This window comes from Vibrio sp. Y42_MX_L11, from assembly GCF_024181785.1.
Lineage (GTDB): Bacteria > Pseudomonadota > Gammaproteobacteria > Enterobacterales > Vibrionaceae > Vibrio > Vibrio diabolicus.
Genome location: NZ_JAMZAP010000013.1, coordinates 50,046 through 65,734, shown reverse-complemented (window position 1 = coordinate 65,734; position 15,689 = coordinate 50,046). Strand labels below are relative to the sequence as shown.

The 15,689-nt window shown below is 43.6% G+C and carries 16 protein-coding genes; 8 read left to right on the top strand and 8 right to left on the bottom strand.

Going from position 1 to position 15,689, the window contains the following annotated elements; all coding sequences use genetic code 11:
* The first annotated feature begins 644 nt into the window (after positions 1 to 644).
* The 4 genes from NL643_RS14265 (at position 645) to phaC (ending at position 4,854) form a co-directional block, all read left to right on the top strand.
* On the top strand, positions 645 to 1,385 hold the full coding sequence (locus tag NL643_RS14265; protein WP_005398281.1) for an SDR family oxidoreductase: 741 nt from the start codon (positions 645 to 647) through the stop codon (positions 1,383 to 1,385).
* A 12-nt stretch (positions 1,386 to 1,397) separates the two neighbouring features.
* Positions 1,398 to 2,606, top strand: coding sequence for an acetyl-CoA C-acetyltransferase (locus NL643_RS14260; RefSeq protein ID WP_253644685.1), 1,209 nt, complete (start codon positions 1,398 to 1,400; stop codon positions 2,604 to 2,606).
* 44 nt (positions 2,607 to 2,650) lie between these two features.
* Positions 2,651 to 2,998, top strand: coding sequence for a phasin family protein (locus NL643_RS14255; protein WP_005398278.1), 348 nt, complete (start codon positions 2,651 to 2,653; stop codon positions 2,996 to 2,998).
* Between the two features lie 80 nt (positions 2,999 to 3,078).
* A complete protein-coding gene (gene phaC / locus NL643_RS14250; RefSeq protein WP_253644660.1) occupies positions 3,079 to 4,854 on the top strand; it encodes a class I poly(R)-hydroxyalkanoic acid synthase in 1,776 nt (591 codons plus the stop codon).
* Between the two features lie 203 nt (positions 4,855 to 5,057).
* Here the strand turns inward: phaC and NL643_RS14245 are convergent, their stop codons facing one another.
* The 6 genes from NL643_RS14245 to napF form a co-directional block, all read right to left on the bottom strand.
* Complete coding sequence (locus tag NL643_RS14245) at positions 5,058 to 5,192, bottom strand: TIGR02808 family protein (RefSeq protein WP_005373546.1); 135 nt, start codon at positions 5,190 to 5,192, stop codon at positions 5,058 to 5,060.
* A gap of 11 nt (positions 5,193 to 5,203) precedes the next feature.
* Positions 5,204 to 5,782: a NapC/NirT family cytochrome c gene (locus tag NL643_RS14240; protein ID WP_005398274.1), complete on the bottom strand. Its 579-nt coding sequence runs from the start codon at positions 5,780 to 5,782 to the stop codon at positions 5,204 to 5,206.
* Between the two features lie 28 nt (positions 5,783 to 5,810).
* Complete coding sequence (locus NL643_RS14235) at positions 5,811 to 6,266, bottom strand: nitrate reductase cytochrome c-type subunit (protein WP_031780699.1); 456 nt, start codon at positions 6,264 to 6,266, stop codon at positions 5,811 to 5,813.
* A 78-nt stretch (positions 6,267 to 6,344) separates the two neighbouring features.
* Positions 6,345 to 8,834, bottom strand: coding sequence for a periplasmic nitrate reductase subunit alpha (gene napA / locus NL643_RS14230; RefSeq protein ID WP_085343900.1), 2,490 nt, complete (start codon positions 8,832 to 8,834; stop codon positions 6,345 to 6,347).
* Positions 8,831 to 9,139 carry a chaperone NapD gene (locus NL643_RS14225; protein ID WP_005398456.1) on the bottom strand — a complete coding sequence of 103 codons (309 nt, stop codon included), beginning with the start codon at positions 9,137 to 9,139 and terminating at the stop codon, positions 8,831 to 8,833. The genes napA and NL643_RS14225 overlap by 4 nt, the downstream gene beginning before the upstream one ends.
* 41 nt (positions 9,140 to 9,180) lie before the next feature.
* Complete coding sequence (gene napF, locus NL643_RS14220) at positions 9,181 to 9,666, bottom strand: ferredoxin-type protein NapF (RefSeq protein ID WP_005398455.1); 486 nt, start codon at positions 9,664 to 9,666, stop codon at positions 9,181 to 9,183.
* Between the two features lie 247 nt (positions 9,667 to 9,913).
* Here napF and narQ point away from each other — a divergent pair, with 247 nt between their 5' ends.
* The gene (gene narQ, locus NL643_RS14215; protein ID WP_253644659.1) at positions 9,914 to 11,650 is read left to right on the top strand and encodes a nitrate/nitrite two-component system sensor histidine kinase NarQ; all 1,737 of its coding nucleotides are present in this window, start codon (positions 9,914 to 9,916) and stop codon (positions 11,648 to 11,650) included.
* Positions 11,637 to 12,269, top strand: a complete 633-nt coding sequence (locus NL643_RS14210; RefSeq protein ID WP_005398453.1) for a response regulator — start codon at positions 11,637 to 11,639, stop codon at positions 12,267 to 12,269. Before narQ ends, NL643_RS14210 begins: the two co-directional genes overlap by 14 nt.
* A gap of 89 nt (positions 12,270 to 12,358) precedes the next feature.
* Here the strand turns inward: NL643_RS14210 and NL643_RS14205 are convergent, their stop codons facing one another.
* On the bottom strand, positions 12,359 to 12,532 hold the full coding sequence (locus tag NL643_RS14205; protein WP_005373524.1) for a hypothetical protein: 174 nt from the start codon (positions 12,530 to 12,532) through the stop codon (positions 12,359 to 12,361).
* Positions 12,533 to 12,793: 261 nt separating this feature from the next.
* Between NL643_RS14205 and NL643_RS14200 the strand changes: the two genes are divergently transcribed.
* Both NL643_RS14200 and pepT read left to right on the top strand, forming a co-directional pair.
* Positions 12,794 to 13,657: a DUF6279 family lipoprotein gene (locus tag NL643_RS14200; protein WP_253644658.1), complete on the top strand. Its 864-nt coding sequence runs from the start codon at positions 12,794 to 12,796 to the stop codon at positions 13,655 to 13,657.
* Positions 13,658 to 13,827: 170 nt separating this feature from the next.
* Positions 13,828 to 15,057, top strand: coding sequence for a peptidase T (gene pepT / locus NL643_RS14195; RefSeq protein WP_048624837.1), 1,230 nt, complete (start codon positions 13,828 to 13,830; stop codon positions 15,055 to 15,057).
* Positions 15,058 to 15,144: 87 nt separating this feature from the next.
* Here pepT and NL643_RS14190 read toward each other — a convergent pair whose 3' ends face one another.
* A complete protein-coding gene (locus tag NL643_RS14190; RefSeq protein ID WP_005373515.1) occupies positions 15,145 to 15,609 on the bottom strand; it encodes a dCMP deaminase family protein in 465 nt (154 codons plus the stop codon).
* Positions 15,610 to 15,689: the final 80 nt, after the last annotated feature.

Here is a 15,689-nt window from a genome sequence, read left to right as displayed (position 1 = left end):
CGTTAAATGCTAGTTAATTGATGTTATTTGGATATTTAAAATAAAACTGAAATTATTTTTTAATTGCTGCGTCATAATAGTGCGAACTGCACCAAAATGAGACGTTTTCTTCTATTGTTTACATTCTAAATATACCACTTTTCATAAGCGAAACTATAAATATAAAATTAAGTTTATACTGTCTTAAATATCATTTAAGTTAGTAATTAAATGATATTACTGACAATTGCTTATATTGATATTTGAATTATTATTCTAATCGTATTTATAGAGAACAACTCTGAGCATGAGAGTGGTATCTGAAATCATGAGATGATGTAACGTTCACTGTTCGGTATGTAACCTATTGATAAATAATGCTTAAATTTATGTTCTGATAAGCTTGTGTTTAACTTTATTTTATTTAAAACAATGACTTATAAAGAGTTAACCATTTTATAACATTTCATGTTTAATGAGATCTAAATCAATCTTATGCAAATGGATTAGTTTTTTATTTGAAATGTAATATTTCTGGTTTAACTTAAAATAAAAGGCATCACAGGATTGATAGCCAAAAGAATAAATAAACACGTCAGTTGGTGATTTATTTCATCAGTGTATTTAGTTTGCTTTTTTAAATGCCGTTAAGAATGGAGTCTTCGATGAAGAAAGTCGCTTTGATCACCGGATCAAAAGGCGGAATTGGTTCTGCTATTTCCTCTCAATTAGTGAATGATGGTTACCGTGTAATCGCTACGTATTTCACAGGCAACTATGAATGTGCGTTGGAGTGGTTCAACAGTAAAGGGTTTACCAAAGATCAGGTTCGCCTTTTTGAGTTGGACGTAACAAACACTGCAGAGTGTGCAGCAAAGTTAGCGCAATTGCTTGAGGAAGAAGGGACCATTGATGTCGTTATCAACAACGCAGGTATCACACGTGATGGCGTGTTTAAAAAGATGACTGCGCAAGCTTGGAATGACGTCATTAATACCAACCTCAATAGTCTATTCAACGTTACGCAACCTCTGTTCGCTGCTATGTGCGAAAAAGGCGGTGGTCGTGTTATTAACATCTCTTCAGTCAATGGCCTAAAAGGGCAGTTTGGTCAAGCAAACTACTCGGCGGCGAAAGCTGGGATGATAGGTTTCTCTAAAGCGTTGGCGTATGAAGGTGCTCGTTCGGGTGTGACAGTAAATGTTATTGCGCCAGGTTACACTGGTACACCAATGGTTGAGCAAATGAAGCCAGAAGTATTGGAATCCATCACGAATCAAATCCCAATGAAACGCCTTGCTACACCAGAAGAAATTGCAGCATCAGTCAGCTTCTTGGTCAGCGATGCAGGAGCCTATATCACCGGTGAGACTTTGTCGGTGAACGGCGGCCTATACATGCACTAAGGAGAGAAGATGATGGAAAAAGTGTTTATCGTAGCAGCGAAGCGCACTCCAATTGGCGCCTTTGGTGGCAGTCTGAAAAATACCTCTGCTGGCAATTTGGCAGCAGTAGCGATTAAAGGCGCGTTAGAAGCGGCAAAGTTGACTGGTGATAAGATTGATGAGGTGATTGTTGGCAACGTTGTCGGCGCAGGTCAAGGCATGGGAGTCGGTCGTCAGGCGGCATTGTTCGCTGGGATTCCGGACGCGGTTCCTGCGTATGGTGTAAACATGGTTTGCGGCAGTGGCATGAAAACCGTCATGGATGCGGTTTCACATATCCGTAGTGGCGATGCAGAGATTGTTGTTGCAGCAGGTGTTGAGGTCATGTCTCAGATTCCGTTTGCCGCGCCAAGCAATATTCGTGATGGCAACAAAATGGGCAACCTAGAGCTGAAAGACCTGCTCGTAGCGGACGGTTTAACCGACGTTTATAACCAATATCACATGGGTGTGACGGCAGAAAACGTTGCAAAAGAAATCGGCCTAACCCGTCAACAGCAAGACGAGTATGCGCTGTCTAGCCAACAGAAAGCGGTGGCGGCAATCGAAGCGGGCAAATTCAAAGACGAAATTGTGCCTGTAGAAGTAAAGCAACGCCGTGAAACGGTGCTATTCGATACCGACGAATACCCAAAGGCTAATGCGACTATGGAAGCGTTAAGCAAGCTGCGCCCTGCTTTTGACCGTGAAGGCACTGTGACTGCGGGGAATGCATCAGGTATTAACGATGGTGCGAGTGCAATTATCGTCGCGTCTGAGAGCGCAGTTAAAGCGCATGGACTCACGCCTATTGCTGAGATCGTAAGCTATGCGCAATCGGGACTTGATCCGAAAATCATGGGTCTAGGTCCAGTGGAGTCAGTCAATAAAGCATTAGCAAAAGCGGAATTAACGGTAAACGACATTGACGTTTACGAGTTGAACGAAGCATTTGCTGCGCAAGCACTTGGCGTGATTCATCAGTTGGCGGAAACCAACCAAGTTCCCGTTAACGCGATTCAAGATAAAGCGAACTTTAATGGTGGTGCTATCGCGCTAGGTCACCCACTTGGTGCATCGGGCAACCGAATCTTAGTGACGCTTGTTCACGAGCTTCATAAGCAAAATGGTCAATATGGTGTCGCATCACTTTGTGTGGGCGGCGGCATGGGGACGGCTGTGGTTATAAAAGCAGTTAAGTAATTATTTAAACGGACATTTTTAATTCTTTCTCTAGGAGATAAACCATGTACACAGATTTCTTCAAAACCTTTAGCGATCAAACTGAAAAAAATCTAGAACCTTACTTGAAGTTCAACAAGCTAGTGACAAAAAACGTAGAAGTGTTGACTGAGCTTCAACTGAACGCAATTCGTACTTACAGCGAAGTGGGTCTGAACCAAATGAAAGCGGCATCAGAAATCAAAGACGTAACGTCATTGACTGCTTTCAACAGCCAGCAACTAAGCGTTCTTACTAAGCTTTCTCAACAAATGATGGACGACAGCAACAAGCTTCAAGCTATTGCAAAGGAGTTCAAAGAAGACGTTGAGAAAATGACTTCGGAAAATCTAAAGACTGTTACTCCAGCGTAATTTGTCCGATTCTCGCCGCCTTAGGGTCTCTAGACCCTAATTTGGGCGGCGTTGTTTTTTCCGAATATAGGAGTAAGACTATGTTTCAGCACTTCTTTTCGGACTATCTTGTACAGCTTCAACAAACCAATCAACAGTGGTGGCATGATTTCGAAGTGAACAAGGCAGTCGTGAACTCTCCTTTAAATAAGGCCATGCAAGAAGTGAACTTGGAAGACACTGCCAAACTCTTCGAACAAGCTGTAAATCAACCTGCTGCGATCTTAAAACTGCAAGCAGAATGGTGGGAACAGCAGCTACAAATTTGGCAGAATGTCGCGTTGGCGGGTAATCAAAAACAGGTCATCGAAGCAGAAAAAGGGGACAAGCGTTTTTCTAATGAAGCGTGGCAAAATGAGGTGATGTATAGCTTCATTAAGCAATCCTACCTGTTATTCAGTAAGACTTATTTAGATACAATTGAGTCACTCGAAGGTTTGGATGAAAAATCTAAAGAGCGAATACTTTTCTTTTCTCGTCAAGCCATCAATGCACTTTCCCCTTCGAATTTCATCGCGACGAATCCAGAACTCTTGAAACTGACACTTGAGCAAAACGGTCAAAACCTTCTGGCTGGCTTAGAGCAGTTAAAAGAAGACGTTGAGTCCAGTGCGGACATTTTGAAAATTCGTATGACGAACAACAATGCGTTCCGCGTGGGTGATGACGTTGCGACCACTCCGGGCGATGTGGTTTTTCAAAACGAATTGTTTGAGTTGATTCAATATCGACCTCTAACAGAGAAAGTGAATGCGACGCCACTGCTCATCGTTCCGCCTTTCATTAATAAATACTACATCCTTGACTTAACAGCGAAGAACTCAATGGTTCGATGGTTGCTAGAGCAGGGACATAGCGTATTTATGATGTCTTGGCGCAACCCAGGCAAGGCACAAGTGCATGTAGAGTTTGGTGACTATGTGACAGAAGGCGTCGTCAAAGCCGTCGCCGCAATTGAAGATATAACGGGCCAAGAGCAAATCAACGCGGCTGGTTACTGTATCGGTGGTACGGTTCTGGCGAGCACGGTTGCGTACTATGCGGCAAAACGTATGAAGAAGCGTATTAAATCTGCGACTTTCTTCACCACATTGCTCGACTTTTCTCAGCCAGGCGAAGTTGGCGCGTACATCAATGACACCATTGTGAGTGCAATTGAGGCGCAAAACAACGCAAAAGGGTATATGGACGGTCGTTCATTAAGCGTCACATTCAGCTTACTGCGTGAAAACAGCTTGTACTGGAACTACTATGTCGACAACTACTTGAAGGGCAACAGCCCAGTCGATTTTGACTTGTTGTACTGGAACAGTGACAGCACCAACGTGAGTGCTGCCTCTCATAACTTTTTGCTTCGTGAGCTCTATTTAGAGAATAAGCTAGTGCAAGACAAAGGCGTCAAAATTGGTGGGGTATGGATTGACCTAAATAAGATCAAAATTCCTAGCTATTTTGTATCAACGAAAGAAGACCACATTGCGTTATGGCAGGGAACTTATCGTGGTGCCCTGAACACTGGTGGCAACAAAACGTTTGTTCTCGGTGAGTCGGGTCATATTGCGGGTATCGTAAACCCTCCAGCGAAAAATAAGTATGGTTATTGGTTGAACGATACTTTGGATGATTCGGCTGACGAGTGGTTGAATAATGCCGAGCACAAAGAGGGGTCGTGGTGGACACATTGGAATGAATGGCTACTTCAATTCAATCCTAAAGAGCAAGTCGAACCATTCCCTATTGGCTCGGAAGATCACCCAGCAATCGATGAAGCGCCAGGGCAATACGTCAAGCAGGTTCTGCCAGTAAAAGAGTCTTAAACAACTCCCTATAGCAGTAAATTTTAGCGACCTTTATGGTCGCTTTTTTTGGTCGTTACTGACTACCTTGTTATACCGATTGAATATATGTATCGGTTGAGGACATTTTGGGCTGAAAGTGACGGTGAATAAAAAAGCGCCGAGTAGATGCTCAGCGCTTAGTGTCAACAAATAGGCAAGTTGACGGGTAGAAGTGCGTTACGTTACACCTCTTTATCCTTACCAAATGACAGCAGCCAGAGAGAGATTGCTGCTACTGCCACAAAGCCGGAAAGAATAATTACAGGCATGGCGCTATAGCCAAGGATATGCCAAATTACAGATTCTAAAGTACTCATGGGAAGTCTCCTTAGTGCCAGCCTTCAACGCCGCTCATGTCCGGTAGTTTGTGCGCGATGCCTTTGTGACAATCTACGCAGGTTTTCTCTCCAGAAGCTAGCGCAGTAGAGTGCTGCTCCGCTGCTCGTGAGCCTTGTTGAGAGTAATCCATGTAATCAAACTCGTGACAGTTACGACACTCAAGAGAGTCATTCTTTTTCATTCGCGCCCACTCTCGCTCAGCAAGGTGTCCTCGACGCTCTTGGAACTTCTCTGGTGTATCGATAGTACGTAGAACATAGTGAGCGAATAGCTCTTTGGATGCTTGTACTTTACGAACGATCTTATCTGTCCATTCATGAGGAACGTGACAGTCTGAGCAGATGGCACGAACACCAGAACGGTTAGAGTAGTGAATTGTTTCTTGAATTTCAGCAACGATTGGTGCGTGACAGCCAGAACAGAACTCTTCTGTGTTGGTTGCCTCCATACCTGTGTTGAATGCGCCCCAAAATAAAAGACCGCCAGCAAAACCTAAGAACAAAACCACACCAGCGGCAGCTTTACTTGGGTTCTTCAGTCTTTTCCAAAACGCTTTAAGTATTTTCATAAATAACCTCTTCGTACTCGCGTTTCAATTACTGAAGCGAATCAACTGCCTCGAACTTGTTTTCAACTAGTGGCTTAGCATTAGTTTGTGGCACGTGGCATTGCAAACAGAAGTAACGACGAGGAGACATATCCGCCAATACAGCATCTTCTCGGTTTACATAGTGCGTTACGCTAATTTTAGTCGCGCCTGACTCTTTTGCATTTTTCCAGCTGTGGCACGCAAGACACTTGTTAGCATTTAACGACACTTCGTAGTGACGGATGCTGTGTGGGATCAACGGTGGTTGATAAACAAAGCTATCTTCAACAATCTGATCTTTAGGGAAGTCTTTGAACTCATCTGCTGGGCGTGTGTCTTCCAATTGAGACATTCCACGTAGAGACTCTAGACCGCCAATACCACCTGGATTATCTAACTCAGCTTGCGCAATGCCTGTCACTAAAGCACCTACAGATAAAAGTGCGACAAGTAATTTTTTCATCATTTCATCTCCGCCTTTATGGCTTAAATTCTTTATTAGGCCGCCATAGTGACGGCCGTAGCATTCGGTATCTGAAGGTTAAGCAATCTTAGTGATTTTGACTGGACACTTCTTAAAGTCTGTCTGTTTAGACAGTGGGTCAGTCGCATCTAGGATGAGCTTATTAATCAAAATACGTGCATCAAAGAACGGTACGAATACCAAACCTTTTGGCGGACGGTTACGACCGCGAGTTTCAACACGAACGCGTACTTCGCCGCGTTTGTTTGCCATGAGTACTTCTTCACCACGACGAACGTTACGCGCTTTTGCGTCTTCAGGGTGCATGTAACACACTGCGTCTGGTACTGCTTTGTATAGCTCAGGTACACGACGAGTCATGGTGCCTGTGTGCCAATGTTCAAGAACACGACCAGTACATAGCCACATATCAAACTCATCGTTTGGCACTTCTGGTGGCGCTTCATATGGTGCAGAGATAATCTTCGCTTTGCCGTCAGCATTGCCGTAGAAATCCCAACCAGAACCTTCTTTTGCGTATGGGTCAGAACCTTCTTTAAAGCGCCATTGTGTTTCCTTACCATCAACAACTGGCCAACGTAGACCACGCACTTCATGGTAACGGTCGTATGGTGCTAAATCATGCCCGTGACCACGGCCAAATGTTGCGTATTCCTCAAACAGACCTTTTTGAACATAGAAACCGAAGTGGTGGGCATCGTCATTCAGTTCGCGAGCTTCTTCGATAGGGAACTTGTCGACATTACCATTGCGGTATAGTACGTCGTACATGGTTTTACCACGGTACTGAGGCGCTTTCGCTAGTAGCTCTTCAGGCCACACCTCTTCCATTTTGAAGCGTTTCGAGAACTCCATTAGCTGCCATAGGTCAGATTTTGCCTGACCGACCGTGCCCACTTGTTGGTACCAAGCTTGAGTACGACGCTCTGCGTTACCGTAAGCACCTTCTTTCTCAATCCACATTGCTGTTGGAAGAATAAGGTCTGCTGCTTGCGCTGTTGCCGTCGGGTATGGGTCAGACACAACGATGAAGTTTTCTGGGTTGCGGTAACCTGGAAGACGTTCTGTGTTGATGTTTGGACCTGCTTGCATGTTGTTGTTACATTGAACCCAGTAACAGTTCAGAACGCCGTCATTCAGCATACGGTCTTGCAATACGGCGTGGAAGCCAGGTTTTGGTGGAATCGTACCTTCTGGCAGTTTCCAGATCTCTTCTGCAATCTTACGGTGTTTCGGGTTAGCAACCACCATGTCTGCAGGTAGACGGTGAGCGAAAGTACCAACCTCACGAGCCGTACCACACGCAGATGGTTGACCCGTTAGTGAGAATGGGCTGTTGCCCGGAGTTGAGATCTTACCGGTTAGTAGGTGGATGTTGTAAACCAAGTTATTCATCCACACGCCACGAGTATGTTGGTTCATACCCATTGTCCAAAGTGACATTACTTTCGTATTTGGATTGGCGTATTGCTTCGCAAGCTCGATAAGCTTTTCTTTTTCAACACCAGAGATTTCAGAGGCTTTCTCAGCTGTGTAAGGTGCAACAGACTTTTTGTACTCTTCGAAAGAGATAGACGTTAGTTTGCCTGAGTTAGGATTCTTCGCTGCTTTTTGTAGCGGATCATCGTCACGTAGGCCGTAACCGATGTCGGTATCTGCTTGAGTGAAGTTAGTGTGCTTGTTCACGAAGTCCCAGTTTACCGCATCGTTTTCGATGATGTAGTTCGCGATGAAGTTAGCAATCGCTAGGTCAGACTGTGGATTAAAAATGTAGCCGTGATCTGCCAACTCAAATGAACGGTGGTAGTAAGTAGAAAGCACGTTCACTTTAACGTGAGGGTGACTTAGGCGACGGTCAGTAATACGAGTCCATAGAACAGGGTGCATCTCTGCCATGTTCGAGCCCCATAGAACGAATGCGTCTGCGTTCTCAAAGTCATCGTAACACCCCATCGGCTCATCGATACCGAATGCGCGCATAAAGCCAACTACAGCAGAAGCCATACAGTGACGAGCGTTTGGATCAATGTTATTTGAACGGAAGCCCGCTTTCATTAGCTTTGACGCAGCGTAGCCTTCCATTACTGTCCATTGGCCTGAGCCAAACATACCTACGCTTGTTGGACCTTTTTTCTCGAGGGAAGCTTTCCATTTCTCAGCCATGATGTCGAAAGCGTCATCCCAAGAGATAGGTGTAAATTCACCGTCTTTGTGGAATTTGCCATCTTTCATTCTCAGCATCGGCTGAGTCAGGCGGTCTTGACCGTACATGATCTTAGAAAGGAAGTAGCCTTTAATACAGTTTAAGCCTTTGTTTACTGGTGCTTCTGGGTCACCCTGTGTTGCTACCACTTTGCCATTTTGAGTACCAACAAGAACAGAACAGCCTGTACCACAGAAACGACAAGGTGCTTTGTCCCATGTGATTTTGGTTTGATCAGAGCTTGCAATCAGGTTGGCTGCAGATGCTGGTAGTGTCACACCTGCGACAGCAGCAGCTGATGCAGCCGCGTTTGCTTTCACAAACGCACGTCTTGTCATTTTCATACTTCACCCTCGATTTGGGAATGTTGTGTTCCAGTGTCTTCTTCATCCGTTTCTTCGAGCCCAGTTTCGATTTGGTGATAAACCAATACCGTGCTCAAGACATTCGGTAAATTGTTAATGGCATCGATAGTGTCTGTGATAAAACCTTGGTTTTCGGTTTCAAGCACGACGATAATCTTGCCTTCTGGACTGTCACCATAGATTTCCGCATTTTCATGTGCTTCGATCTGTTGTTTGATTTCGTCCAGATGTTCTGGCAGTACATGTACTACCAAACTTGAAATATGCACTTCATTTAGTGACATATAGCTCTCTCATTTATTGCCTTTGGCCGACGACATACGGCTTAGGCTGTTATATTGCTCACATTGATGGATGAAGTCGGGCACACTGAAACACAGGCGCCGCAGCCGTTACACTCATCAAGGTCTAAATTGGGTTGTGCTACTTTCCCCAGCTCTAATTTGAACTGAATTGCCATCGGGTCGCACATATCCCCACAGCTTCGGCATTCGACATTTTGTTTTGCTAAGCAGCTATCATTGATGCTTGCTTTCGCTTGCCAAGGTTGCTCTGTTTTTGGCAAGAAAAGGGGCTCAGGACAGGCGTCTGCACACTGATAACAAAATGTGCATTCATCAATAGAAAAATCGACCGAAGGGAATCCGCCATCACTTTTAGTTATAATCTTTGTTTCGCAGGCCTCAATGCATTTACCGCAGCGAGTGCAATCGTCCGTAAACTGTTCTGGCTTGGTTAACCAAGGCAAACGTACGGCGTTGTCGGGGTGCGCTTTTCTTGCAAAGAGTCTTCTTCTGGAAAGGTCTACCACTTAGTCACCTCGAAACTTGGAACCCAAACTAAGCATAGTCCACAATTTTCATTAATAAACTGTCATTTAAACTAACGAAATTGTAGTTTTTGACATATTTGTATAAATACCTCTTAGGAGGTAAATGGGATGCAATATTGTTTTGGATCAATAAATTCCGTCGCAGGTGATCACATATTGATAAAGTTGAAAGGTAATGGGTTCATTGCACGTACAAATAGGGTTGTTAATGGGCGAGGAACTCAGATTGTTTAAAAATGTGAAAAAGTCAGTGACGCGCACGATTGCGTCCGCGATGCTTCTTATTTTGCTGCTTTCAGTTGCTACGACTGGTTTTGCAATTTTTACGTTAGCGTCAAGCTTGAATGATGCAGAAGCCGTCAATGTTGCTGGCTCAATGCGAATGCAAAGTTATCGTTTGGCACATGATATTCAGATTAAATCTGTTGATTACTCTTCACATATTGACGCATTTGAACATTCGATATACTCACCTTCCATGAAAGCACTCCAGCATTGGTCAGTGCCAGAAGACATTACTCATGATTACTACCGTCTTATTATGAGATGGCATGAGCTCAAGTCGGTGTTGAGAGGAGATAATCCGGCGAAGTACCAACTCCTAGTGGCTGGTTTTGTAAAGCAGATCGATGAGTTTGTATTTAAGCTGCAAAGCTTTTCGGAGCAAAAGCTGATTAACTTAGCTTGGATTGGCGGGTTAGGGTTAGGCGGTATCCTTTGTGTCAGTATGTTTGTTGTCCATTTTGTGCGCCTCGAAGTTGTACGGCCTTTGCGTGCTTTAGTTTTTGCTAGCGAGCAAATTAAGAATCGCTCATTTAATATATCGCTTGATGTATCCAGCGATAATGAAATGGGGATCCTGACTCGAACCTTTAATCGGATGGCGACGGACCTTGGTAAGTTATACCGAGGGCTAGAACAAGCGGTTGATGAAAAAACGCGTAAATTACAGCATGCGAATCAGTCTTTAGAAGTGTTGTATGACTCGTCGAAAGAGTTAACGGCTTCGCGTATTAATCAGGATAACTTCCAAGCCATATTGCAACATATTGCAAGTCTTGAAGGCATTAAAGCGGTCAAACTTGAAATAGAGCAATTGGGAGAACCGAGTTGGATATTGATGGAGGGGGAAGAGTGCTGCCACGACTGTGATGAAGATTGCCACAGTAAGGCTCTAACGTTGGACGGTGAACACTTAGGCTATTTGTATTGGAAGGCAGGGCTACCTTGTCCGAATGAGGCACTGATTGACAACTTTGTGCAGATTTTATCGCGTGCCGTGTATTACAATCGAGCCCAACGCCAAGCAGAACAAATCCTACTGATGGAAGAGCGAGCCACCATTGCTCGGGAACTGCATGATTCATTAGCTCAAGCACTCTCTTATTTAAAAATTCAGGTCGCTTTATTAAAGAGAAGCGTAAAGAATTTGCCTGATGAAAAAGCGATAGCTCAGGCGAATCAAGTCATTGCCGAGTTGGATACGGGCTTATCTGCTGCTTATACCCAACTACGCGAGTTACTGACGACGTTTCGTCTTACGATTAAAGAAGGCAGTTTTGGCCAAGCATTGCAAGATATGGTCGAAACGCTCAACGAACAAACCGCCGCTGACATTACGTTAAAAAATAGACTTTCTTCAACTGAACTGGATGCACACCAGCAGGTTCATTTACTACAGTTGATTAGAGAAGCGGCAATTAATGCCATCAAGCATGCGCAAGCAGATAATATTCACATTCAATGTCTTGATAATGATGGAAAAGTCACAGTAACCGTTACCGATGATGGAATAGGCTTTGAACATCAAGACGAAAAATTAAATCATTACGGTATGAGTATCATGCAAGAGCGAGCCGCTAGGCTGCATGCCGATCTTCACATTGAAGCATCGATAAACAAAGGCTGTACCGTAAAACTAGAATTCCAACATAGTAAGGAAGTAAACAGTGACAGTGTGTAAAGTAATGCTGGTGGATGATCATCCACTCATGCGACGAGGTATTCACCAACTTTTAAGCTTTGAGCCTGAGTTTGAAGTCGTTGCAGAAGCAAGTAATGGCGCAGATGCGGTAGCGAAAGCGCATGAGCTGGAACTGGATCTTGTACTTCTTGATCTCAATATGAAAGGCATGTCAGGCCTCGATACCTTACAAGCGCTACGTGCTGATGGTTGTGAAGCTCGAATTGTTATCTTAACCGTATCGGATAGTCCTGCTGACATAGAAGCAATAGTTCGAAGTGGCGCAGATGGCTATTTGTTGAAAGATACCGAGCCTGATGAGTTGGTTGAGTTGCTAAAACAAGCGCATCAAGGTGACAAAGCTTACAGCCAAGAAGTTTCTAAGTATTTGAGTGAGCGTTCAGGACAAGAGGACGTTTTTGATACGCTGACGGATCGCGAAACGCAGATCTTAAGAGAGGTGGCAAGAGGTTTCCGCAACAAGCAGATTGCCGATCGTCTTTTTATTTCTGAATCAACGGTTAAAGTGCATATGAAGAGTTTACTTAAAAAGCTTCAAGTTCCTTCTCGTACTGCGGCAACCGTTCTTTATCTTGAGCGCTTTGGCGACATCAAATAATACAGTTGAAGAACAATCCCAAACCACGAATAGAATCAATTGTTTAGCGTGATTTTAATAATAAAAAAACCGCCTTTAAGGCGGTTTTTTTATTTGTCTGGGCGAATAGAGTACAAGTCACTGTTGTGCTTACCGCACTCTAAATAGTACTGATAAGCCACTTTTTTGCTTTCAGCAATGACTCTCATGCAGTGCATTTTCCCCTGTTCAAAATATCGAATCTCATATTCTACACTGGTATCAAGTTGCTCAGCGGCTGCCATACTACGCCTCCATAAACCATCCAAAAAACATCCATGCAAATTATATGCCGTTATAAGGAGCGTCGTTCGGTGTATTTTTTAGCCGATAATTGCGCTCTAACTCACTTTTTTGCGGATAGCTGTGATCAAAAAGTTAATTTCAAACTCTATATATTATTAAGGTGGCAATCAATATTTGTCACACTGGTGTAAGTTTGCCGCAATATTAAGTGATACAAGTTGAGTATAGAACTTAATCAATAGAAAAGGGAATACGAATAAGTGACTAAATTACAGGGTGTATCTAATAAGGTGCTTCGCTATGGCCTTCTATTTTGTTTCGTATTTCTTCTTGCCGGATGTACGAAGAAGTTTCTATACAGCAATATCGATTGGTTCGTTATCGATTACATAGAGGATTATGTTTCTCTGCAAGGTGAACAAGAAGTCCTAGTGGAAGAACGCTTATTATTGTTAGCAGAATGGCATAAGAAAGAAGAATTACCGTTATATATCGATCATTTAAAAGAGCTTGAGGGATTAAAAGCGAGCGATATCACCCTAAATTATTTGCAGGAAAATCGAGATAGAATGCGAGCGCATTACGATAGAGTGGTAAGCAAAGTAGCACCAGACCTTTTTGCTTTGAGCTTACAGTTAACGAAAGATCAAGAACGGGAATTTCTGAGTAATGTACAAGAGCATTATCAAGAGCGAAACGCAAAATATGCGGATAGAACGGAAGATGAAATACGTGAAATTGTTCTAGATAACACAGAAGAATGGATGGAAGAGTGGTTGGGAAGCCTATCAGAAAGTCAGCGCCAATTAGCTCAAACGTTTTCTCAACAAGTCACTCTTAACAGTCCTTTATGGAGAGGTTATCGAGCAACGATATATCAAGAGCTCGAATATCTGTTCGACAACAAGTCCAATGCTGTCACTTATCAGGATATATTTATGCGCCTATTGTTCGAGCCAGAGAGCTATTACAGTGAGCAGCTTTCTAAAAATATTGATTCTAACTTTGTGCTGGTCGATCAACTGACATTAGATATTTCTCAATCTATGACCGATAAACAATGGCGTCATTTTCGCGGTAAGGTAAAAGAGTGGCGAGTACTAGCTGAGGAATTATTAGATTAGATTCATGCTTCAATTGACGAGGGGATGTGCCGTAGCCTTTCTTATGAAAAAATGATTCAAAGCAAATTCTTATTGAGTTAAGAGCGTAACATAGCTTGAGGTTTGATGAGGTAAGGTCAGCTTATTGATGGTTGATAAAGCCTCATCGTATAAAAACAATGAGAATAAATATGAAACATTTAGTTGAAAGATTTCTTCGCTACGTCACGTTCGATACCCAATCAAATCCACATGTTACGCTTTGCCCAAGCTCGCCTGGTCAGCTTGTGTTTGCTGAGTTGCTTAAGAAAGAGATGATCGAACTTGGCTTAAGTGATGTGACATTAGATAAAAATGGCTACTTGATGGCTAGACTGCCAGCTAACGTTGATTATGAGGTGCCGCCTATCGGCTTTATTGCCCATATGGATACCGCGCCTGACGCCTCAGGAAAAAACGTAAAACCGCAATTTATTGAAGATTACCAAGGCGGCGATATTGCGCTAGGGTTGGGGGATGAAGTGTTATCTCCGGTGCAATACCCAGATTTACATCATCTACATGGCCACAATCTTATCACTACCGATGGCACTACATTACTTGGCGCGGATAACAAAGCTGGTATTGCTGAGATTCTCTCTGCAGTCGCGCTGTTACTAGAAAATCCAGACATTCCACACGGCGACATTTGTATCGGCTTTACACCAGATGAAGAGATTGGCCGGGGCGCAGATTTATTTGATGTTGAAAAGTTTGGCGCGAAATGGGCATACACTATTGATGGTGGCCCGCAAGGTGAGCTGGAATACGAAAATTTTAATGCGGCAAACGCCGATGTGATTTTTCATGGTGTCAGCGTTCACCCTGGTACTGCAAAAGGTAAAATGGTTAATGCGATGAACTTGGCTGCGAAATTTCAGGTTCAAATGCCTCAAGATCAAACTCCCGAAACAACCGAAGGCTACGAAGGGTTCTTCCATTTAAAATCGGCAGAAATGGGCGTGGCGCGAAGCGAACTTGGTTACATTATCCGAGACTTTGATCGTCAGGGCCTTGAAGAGCGAAAAGCCTTTATGCAGAAACTCGTTGATGACATGAACGCGGGCTTACGCCATGGTTCTGTAGAACTGAAAATAACAGACAGCTATTACAATATGAGAGAAATGGTTGAGCCTTACCCGCATATCATTGAGCTAGCGAAGCAAGCGATGGAAGCGTGTGATGTGGAGCCGATTATAAAACCTATTCGTGGTGGTACAGATGGCGCTCGTTTATCTTTTATGGGGTTGCCGTGCCCGAATATCTTCACTGGTGGTTTTAACTTCCATGGGATTCATGAGTTTATTTCGGTTGAAATGATGGAGAAGTCAGTGCTTGTCATCGTCAAAATTGCTGAAATCACCGCGAAAAAACACGGTTAACAGACCAGGTCGAGCGGTTCTTGTCGATTGAATGGGGAAAAATAGCCCAGAGTCATCTGGGCTATTTTTAAATTCAAAAACGAAACATTAACGTACGTCTTTGTCTTCAATTTCAATGTCTTCTAGTGGTAGCCAGTCGACTTTCACACCCGCTTGATCGAACATGTCTTGGCTGACTTGGATTTTATCTCCCCAGCGAGATAGAAAGTCTTCAGATTGCTCAGGGCAGTGCACGTGTGAGATCCCTGTTTGAATGATCTTTGCCGCGCAGTTAGGACATGGAAAATGCGTCACCCAAATATCACATCCGTCTAAATCACGTTTTGAGAACAAAATTGCGTTCTCTTCCGCGTGTAGTGTTTTAAGGTATTTCAACTCGCGTTCATCGGTATCGACACTGTCAGAAACACCGTGCGGGTAGCCATTAAATCCAACAGATACAATGCGATTCTGTTTAGTGATAACTGCACCGACTTGTGTTGATGGGTCCTTACTCCATGACGCCACTAGTTCTGCCATCTGGTAAAAGCGTTTTGCCCATTTAGAAATCATAGTCATCCTCTCTGTCGAAGGCGTTGAATTAATTGAATGATAACCCATTTATATTAAAAAAATAGTCAAAATCGGGGTCT

Excerpts from the sequence above, each read along its gene's own strand:
- pepT (WP_048624837.1), top strand. The coding sequence starts at position 13,828 with ATGAAACATTTAGTTGAAAGATTTCTTCGCTACGTCACGTTCGATACC.
- napA (WP_085343900.1), bottom strand. The coding sequence starts at position 8,834 with ATGAAAATGACAAGACGTGCGTTTGTGAAAGCAAACGCGGCTGCATCA.
- NL643_RS14225 (WP_005398456.1), bottom strand. The coding sequence starts at position 9,139 with ATGTCACTAAATGAAGTGCATATTTCAAGTTTGGTAGTACATGTACTG.
- NL643_RS14245 (WP_005373546.1), bottom strand. The coding sequence starts at position 5,192 with ATGAGTACTTTAGAATCTGTAATTTGGCATATCCTTGGCTATAGCGCC.
- NL643_RS14255 (WP_005398278.1), top strand. The coding sequence starts at position 2,651 with ATGTACACAGATTTCTTCAAAACCTTTAGCGATCAAACTGAAAAAAAT.
- phaC (WP_253644660.1), top strand. The coding sequence starts at position 3,079 with ATGTTTCAGCACTTCTTTTCGGACTATCTTGTACAGCTTCAACAAACC.
- NL643_RS14205 (WP_005373524.1), bottom strand. The coding sequence starts at position 12,532 with ATGGCAGCCGCTGAGCAACTTGATACCAGTGTAGAATATGAGATTCGA.
- NL643_RS14240 (WP_005398274.1), bottom strand. The coding sequence starts at position 5,782 with ATGAAAATACTTAAAGCGTTTTGGAAAAGACTGAAGAACCCAAGTAAA.
- NL643_RS14235 (WP_031780699.1), bottom strand. The coding sequence starts at position 6,266 with ATGAAAAAATTACTTGTCGCACTTTTATCTGTAGGTGCTTTAGTGACA.
- NL643_RS14190 (WP_005373515.1), bottom strand. The coding sequence starts at position 15,609 with ATGATTTCTAAATGGGCAAAACGCTTTTACCAGATGGCAGAACTAGTG.
- NL643_RS14265 (WP_005398281.1), top strand. The coding sequence starts at position 645 with ATGAAGAAAGTCGCTTTGATCACCGGATCAAAAGGCGGAATTGGTTCT.
- NL643_RS14260 (WP_253644685.1), top strand. The coding sequence starts at position 1,398 with ATGGAAAAAGTGTTTATCGTAGCAGCGAAGCGCACTCCAATTGGCGCC.